Below are 6,294 nucleotides of genomic sequence, written 5' to 3'. Positions count from 1 at the left end.
GGGCCGAGCCGGGACAGCAGCGCCACCACCGCGGCGGCCACGACCAGCGCGCCCACCAGGGCGGTGAGCTCGCCGGGCAGGTCGGTGGCCGGCGCCGGGGGGCGGGCGGCGATCCGCTCGCGCAGCGCGGAGAACGCGCCGCCGAAGACGGCGACCACGACGCCGGCGACGGTGAGCGCCGAGAGCACGTCGCCGCCGAGGGTCGCCCAGCTGGTGTCGGCGCGCCGGGCGGTGGCCCGCCGGGTGAACCGGCGGACGCCGGCCCCGGTCAGCTCGGTGACGCTCACCCCGCGTGCAAGGCGGCGACGGCGTCCTTGGGCGACACGAGGCTGCAGGCGTCGTCGTCGACCACCAGCACCCGGCGGGCGACCGTGGACAGGAACTCCGGGTCGTGGCTGGCGAACACCACGGTCAGCCCGCCGGCCACCTCGGCGGCGATCCGGGCGGCCAGCCGGCGGCGCATCTGCGCGTCCAGGCGGCGCTCGGGCTCGTCGAGCACCAGCAGCCGGGCCGGGCGGACGAACGCCGCGGCCAGCGCCAGCCGCCGGCGCTGGCCCGAGGACAGCGCCGAGGGCAGGGCGTGCGCGCGGTCGGCGATGCCGAACTCCGCGACCTCGGCCTCGACGACCGCGTCGGCGTCGGCCACGCCGTGCCCGCGGGCGGTGAGCAGCAGGTGCTCGGCGCCGGTGAGCGAGGGGAAGAAGGCGTCGTCGTCGAGCACGGTGGCGACGTCCCGGCGGAAGGCGGCCTCCCTCTCGTCGACCGGCCGGCCGTCGAACTCGACGGTGCCGGCGATCGGCGGCAGCAGCCCGACGACGGTCTGCAGCACGGTGGACTTGCCGGCCCCGTTGGGCCCGATCACGCCGAGGGCGGTGCCGGGCGCCACGCCGACGGTGACCGGCGCGCAGACCGCCTCCCCGCCGTAGCCGACGGAGAGGTCGCGCACCTCGAGCAGCCCCGGCTTCGCCATCACCGCCGCACCCTAGGGCCCCTCCCTGTGCGCTCAGTCGGCGGCGCGGTCCTCGCGGGCGGCCTCGACGAACGGCTCGGCGGGGGACGGCGGCTCGGCCGCGGGCACCGCGCGGCCGGGCAGCACCAGGTTGAGCACCACGGCCAGCAGCGCCGAGACGACGATGCCGGAGCTGAACAGCGGGCCCCAGTCGCCGACGACGCCGGCGATGGCGTCGGGGGCCGACGCGATGCCCCGGCCCAGCCCGATCGACACCGCCAGGACCAGCAGCGACCGGGTGGTCAGGCCGTCCTTGCTCAGCAGCTCGATGCCGATCGCGCACACCATGCCGAACAGCACCAGCACGCCGCCGCCCAGCACCGCGGGCGGGATGGCGGCGAGCACCGCGGCCAGCTGGGGCAGCAGCGAGAGCCCGACCAGGACGCAGGCGCCGATGGTCACCACGTGCCGGCTCATCTGCTTCGTCAGCGCGACCAGGCCGATGTTCTGGCTGAACATCGTGGTCGGCAGGGCGCCGAACACCCCGCCGACCACCGCGGAGCCGCCCTCGGCGAGGATGCCGCCGCGCAGCTCCCGCCGGGTGGCCGGCCGGCCGGCACCGCCCTCGGTGACCGCGTGCACGGTGCCCACCGAGTCGACCATGTTGACCACGCCGACGACGGCCATGGACAGGACGGCGACCAGCTCGAAGGAGACGCCGAAGGCGAACGGCGTCGGGAAGGCGAGCACCGGCCGGTCGCCGGCGCCGGAGAGGTCCAGCAGCCCCAGCGGGATGGCGACGAGGTAGCCCACGACCACCGCGATCAGCACCGACGCGGACTTCGCCAGCCCCCGGGCGAACTGGTTGAGCACCACGGTGAGCACGAGGACCAGTGCCGCGACGCCGAGGTTGGTGGCCGACCCGAAGTCGGGGCTGCCCACGCCGCCGGCGGCGAGGTTGATGCCGCTGGGCAGCAGGCCCAGGCCGATGACCAGGATGATCGTGCCGGTCACCACCGGGGGGAACAGGAACGCGATCCGGTGGATGCCCAGGCCGATCGCGACCTGGACCAGCGCGGTGACCAGCACCCCGCCGAGGACGGCGTCCAGCCCGCGCTCGGCGGCCAGCGGGACGGCGACGGCGATGAACGCGAAGCCCGAACCCATCATCAGCGGCAGCCGGCTGCCCACCGGGCCGATGCCGATGGTCTGCAGCAGCGTGGCCAGGCCGGCGCAGAGCAGCGCGGCCTGCACCAGCAGCACCGCCTCGCCGGTGCTGGCGCCGATGACTCCGGCCAGCAGGATCGCCGGGGTCAGGTTGGAGGTGAACATGGCCAGCACGTGCTGCAGCCCCAGGGGCACGGCGGTGCCCCACGGCGGCATGCCGTCCGGGTCGGCCGGGTCGCGCCGGCGCTTGGTCGCCTTGGTCGCCTTGGTCGTGGCCATCGCTGCTCCCCCTCCCCGGGACCCGTCGTCCCGCCGGATGGCGCGAGACTGCCGGGTCCGCGTCACAGCCACGTCACAGGTTCGTGTCCACCCGCCGCGGGCCCTACGGTGCGGGTCGTGGAGAGGTCGGTCGTCCTGCTGCGCGGGATCAACGTCGGGAAGGCCAAGCGGATCGGCATGGGCCCGCTGCGGGAGGCGTTGACCGCGCGGGGGTACGCCGAGGTCGCGACCCACCTGCAGAGCGGCAACGTCGTGCTGGGCACCGACCGGGGCCAGGAGGACCTGGCCGCCGACGTCCGGGCCTGCATCGCCGAGGAGTTCGGGCACGACGTGCCGGTCGTGGTCCGCTCCGCCGCCGAGCTCGCCGACGTCGTCGTGGCCGGGCCGGTCGCCCTGCCGGCGGGCACCGAGCTGGACCCGGCGCGCTACCTGGTGACCTTCCTGCCCGTGGTGCCCGACGCCGCCGCGGTGGCCGCCGTGCCCGCCGCCGGACCCGGTGAGGGGGCGTGGGCGCTGCGCGGCCGCGACCTGCACCTGTGGCTGCCGGACGGGGTGCTCGCGACGCCGGTGGGCGGCTGGGCGTGGGACCGGTTGCTCGGCACGACCGGTACCGGCCGCAACTGGACCACCGTGACGCGGGTCGCCGCGATGGCCGCGGGGTGAGCCCGGGGTGACCCCCGTCGTGCCGGACCGGGACGTCCGTGGTCGACTGTCCCGGGTTCGCGCGTACCCGGCGACCCGCGACGACGACACGTGACGACGAGGAGCACCCGCGTGGACCGCGACACGGCGAGCCCGGTGTGGCCGTCTGCGGCACCGCCGGACGCCCCGCCGGGCGAGGTGTGGGACCTCCAGCACGTCTCGGAGCTGCCGCGGGTGCGCGCCCAGCTGCGCCGCCTGCTGGTCGCGGCGCCCGACGACTCCGGCCCCGAGGTCGCGGCCGAGCTGGTGGACCGGGTGGTGCTGGCCTTCGACGAGATGGCGTCCAACGCGCTGCGGCACGGCGGCGCCGGGGTCCGGGCCCGGGTCGCCCCGCACGGCCGGTCGTGGCTGGTCGAGGTCTGCGACTCCGCGGCCACCACCCCGCCCACGCCGGCCATCGGTCGCGACCCGAGCCAGGGCGGCCTGGGCCTCTACCTCATCGCCGAGATGGCGACGGCGCACGGCTGGCAGACCGTCGGCGCCACCAAGAGCGTGTGGGCCCTGCTGCCCCGCTGAGCCCGGACCCGCCCGGCGTCGACGCGGTGCTGGCCCGGGCCCGGGAGGGCGTCGTCCGGCTGGACCCCGCGGGGACGGCGGCGGCGCTGGCGCGCGGGGCGCTGGTCGTGGACACCCGCACCGGGACGCAGCGGGCCGAGCAGGGTGAGGTCCCCGGGGCGCTGGTCATCGACCGCACCGTGCTGGAGTGGCGGCTGGACCCCACCAGCGGCAGCCGCATCCCCGAGGCCACCGGGTGGGACGTCGAGGTCGTGGTGGTCTGCCACGAGGGGTACAGCTCGTCGCTGGCCGCGGCCAGCCTGCGCGCGGTCGGCCTGCACCGGGCCACCGACCTGGTGGGCGGCTTCGCCGCCTGGCGGGACGCCGGCTTCCCGGTCGGCACCGGCCCGGCCGACGTCCGCCGCTGACCCGGCGGCGCACCCCGCTGGAGGTGACTCGTCGTCGGGTCGGGGCGCCCGAACGCCGCGACGGGTCACATCGAGCGGGGACCCCCGGCGCTACCGGCCGACGGCGTAGCCCTGCATGCCGCGGGGGTTGGCCGCGGCCGTGAGCAGGCCGGTGCTCGGGTCGGCGCTGACCGCCGACAGCCGGCCCAGCGACCAGGCGTCGGTCACGACCACGCTGTGCCCGCGGCGGCGCAGGTCCGCGATGACCTCCTCGCCGAGCCGGGACTCCACGACCACCTCGCCGGCCACGGTCTCCCGGGGGTAGAACGAGGACGGGAAGCTGGTGGTGTGCCAGGCCGGGGCGTCGATGGCGGCCTGCAGGTCCAGGCCGCGGACGGTGTGCGCCAGCCAGAAGCACAGCTGCCACTGCTCCTGCTGGTCCCCGCCCGGCGTCCCGAACGCCAGCCAGCGGCCGGTCGAGCGGTCCTGCGCCAGCGTCGGGGTGAGCGTGGTGCGCGGCCGCTTGCGCGGGGCGAGGGAGTTGGGCAGGCCGCGGTCCAGCCAGAACATCTGCGCGCGGGTGCCGAGGCAGAAGCCCAGCTCGGGGATGGTGGGCGAGCTCTGCAGCCAGCCGCCCGAGGGCGTGGCCGACACGACGTTGCCCCAGCGGTCGACGACGTCGACGTGGCAGGTGTCGCCGCGGGTGGTGCCGTCGGGCTCGGTGACCTGCTCGCCGGTGCGGGCCACGGTGGGCTCTCCGACCCCGGCGCCGGTGGCGAAGCTCCCGGACGGGTCCGTCACGTGCCGGGGGAGCCGGGGCGGGCGCCCGTCCGGTGCACCGGGCCGCAAGGTCAGGCTTGCGGTGTCACCGACGAGCGCCCGCCTCTCGGCGGAGTACTGCGGGTCGAGCAACTGCGTGAGCGGGACGTCGGGCACGTCCCCGTACCAGGCCTCGCGGTCGCCCATGGCCAGCTTGACCGCCTCGACGGTGGCGTGGACGACCTCGGCCGATGGTGCCTGCTGCCCTGCTCCCGAACCCGGTGCCAGCGCGGGGACCCCGTCCAGCATCGCCAGCGCCTGGAGCAGCGCCGGTCCCTGGGACCACGGCCCGGCCTTCGAGACGTCCCACCCTCGCCAGTCGGTCGTGACCGGGGGCTCGTACGTCGGCTGCCAGCTGGCCAGGTCGTGCCCGGTGAGGAAGCCCGCGTGGTCGCGACCGGAGTCGTCGCGCACGGGGCGCCGGGAGAACACGTCGATCGCATCGGCGACGAATCCGGAGTACCAGGCCGCGAGCGCCGCATCGATGCCCGCCTCCCGGGAGGGCCCGCGCGCTGCGTCGAGCAGCCGGCGGTAGGTGGAGGCGAGGGCGGGGTTGCGGAACAGGCGGCCGGCTGCCGGAGGAGCTCCGTCGGCGGCGAGCCAGGTGGCGGCCGAGGTCGGCCAGTGGGTGGTGAAGTGCTCGGAGACCGAGGCGACGGTCGCTGCCACCCGTGGGGAGAGCGGGTGGCCGGACTCGGCGTACTCGACCGCGAAGCGGAGGACGGCGTCCAGCGGCAGGCTGCCGTGGTCGCGGAGGAGGGTCAGCCAGGCACCGACGGCACCGGGGACGGTGGCCGCGAGCAGGCCCGTACCGGGGACCAGCTCGAGACCCAGTGCCTCGAACGCATCGATGCTGGCTGCGGCGGGGGCGACCCCCTGGCCCGAGAGCACGGCGGCCCGGCCCGCGAGCCCACCGGACCCGCCGCGGGCGAAGACGACCGGGACCTCGCCACCCGGGCCGTTGAGGTGCGGCTCGACGACCTGGAGCACGAAGCCGGCGGCGACGGCGGCGTCGAAGGCGTTGCCGCCGGACTCGAGCGTCGCCATCCCGGCCGAGCTGGCGAGCCAGTGCGTCGAGGCGACCATGCCGAAGGTCCCGGCGAGCTCGGGACGGGTCGTGAACACCGTTCCAACCTACGGACCCCGCCGCTGGGTCGCAGCGTGCCCGGCGCGGACCGGGACGAGGTCCAGGCCACCCCGCGGACCACCGCACGCCGCGCCGTCCGCTGGGCAGGACGACCCGACGGGACCGGCGCGGGGAGCGCCACCCGCCGGGGCGGGGTCGCCGCCGGGCGGGGACGGGTGCGCAACGCCTCCGGGGGCGCAGCGGGGGTGCTCGGCGTGCTGGGCAGCTCCCGCATGGGCACCGGGTCGTCGTCGTCCGGGGCGCGGTGCCGGGCGGCCGGCGCCACCGGCAGGGGTACCGGCCGGCCCCAGGCCAGGTTCGCCCCGTCCGGGCCGGCGCCCCAGGACCCG

Annotated in this window: 8 protein-coding genes; 4 read left to right on the top strand and 4 right to left on the bottom strand. The window is 76.8% G+C overall.

Annotated features, from left to right (window positions below; translation table 11 throughout):
* From NH342_RS21460 to NH342_RS21450, 3 genes are all read right to left on the bottom strand, one after another.
* The coding region (locus tag NH342_RS21460) for a hypothetical protein (protein WP_253018156.1) at positions 1-287 on the bottom strand (287 nt) is incomplete at its 3' end.
* Positions 284-970, bottom strand: coding sequence for an ABC transporter ATP-binding protein (locus tag NH342_RS21455; RefSeq protein ID WP_253018154.1), 687 nt, complete (start codon positions 968-970; stop codon positions 284-286). The genes NH342_RS21455 and NH342_RS21460, both read right to left, overlap by 4 nt.
* 33 nt (positions 971-1,003) lie before the next feature.
* Positions 1,004-2,395 (bottom strand): uracil-xanthine permease family protein, encoded by a 1,392-nt coding sequence (locus NH342_RS21450; RefSeq protein WP_253018152.1) that lies wholly within the window; start codon positions 2,393-2,395, stop codon positions 1,004-1,006.
* A gap of 117 nt (positions 2,396-2,512) precedes the next feature.
* Between NH342_RS21450 and NH342_RS21445 the strand changes: the two genes are divergently transcribed.
* The 3 genes from NH342_RS21445 to NH342_RS21435 all read left to right on the top strand — a co-directional run bounded on the left by NH342_RS21445 (position 2,513) and on the right by NH342_RS21435 (position 4,020).
* On the top strand, positions 2,513-3,058 hold the full coding sequence (locus NH342_RS21445; protein ID WP_253018150.1) for a DUF1697 domain-containing protein: 546 nt from the start codon (positions 2,513-2,515) through the stop codon (positions 3,056-3,058).
* 111 nt (positions 3,059-3,169) lie between these two features.
* Positions 3,170-3,613 carry an ATP-binding protein gene (locus tag NH342_RS23760; RefSeq protein WP_253018148.1) on the top strand — a complete coding sequence of 148 codons (444 nt, stop codon included), beginning with the start codon at positions 3,170-3,172 and terminating at the stop codon, positions 3,611-3,613.
* Complete coding sequence (locus NH342_RS21435; protein ID WP_253018146.1) at positions 3,592-4,020, top strand: rhodanese-like domain-containing protein; 429 nt, start codon at positions 3,592-3,594, stop codon at positions 4,018-4,020. Before NH342_RS23760 ends, NH342_RS21435 begins: the two co-directional genes overlap by 22 nt.
* A gap of 90 nt (positions 4,021-4,110) precedes the next feature.
* Here NH342_RS21435 and NH342_RS21430 read toward each other — a convergent pair whose 3' ends face one another.
* Positions 4,111-5,943: a gamma-glutamyltransferase family protein gene (locus NH342_RS21430; protein WP_253018144.1), complete on the bottom strand. Its 1,833-nt coding sequence runs from the start codon at positions 5,941-5,943 to the stop codon at positions 4,111-4,113.
* A gap of 36 nt (positions 5,944-5,979) precedes the next feature.
* On the opposite strand from NH342_RS21430, the gene NH342_RS21425 reads away from it, so the two are divergent.
* On the top strand, positions 5,980-6,294 hold a 315-nt coding region (locus NH342_RS21425; protein ID WP_253018142.1), incomplete at its 3' end, for a hypothetical protein.

The sequence above is a fragment of the Klenkia sp. PcliD-1-E genome, assembly GCF_024124375.1.
Taxonomy (GTDB): domain Bacteria; phylum Actinomycetota; class Actinomycetes; order Mycobacteriales; family Geodermatophilaceae; genus Klenkia.
The sequence above is the reverse complement of the archived record's forward strand: the minus strand, read 5'-3'. Positions and strand labels throughout refer to the sequence as shown.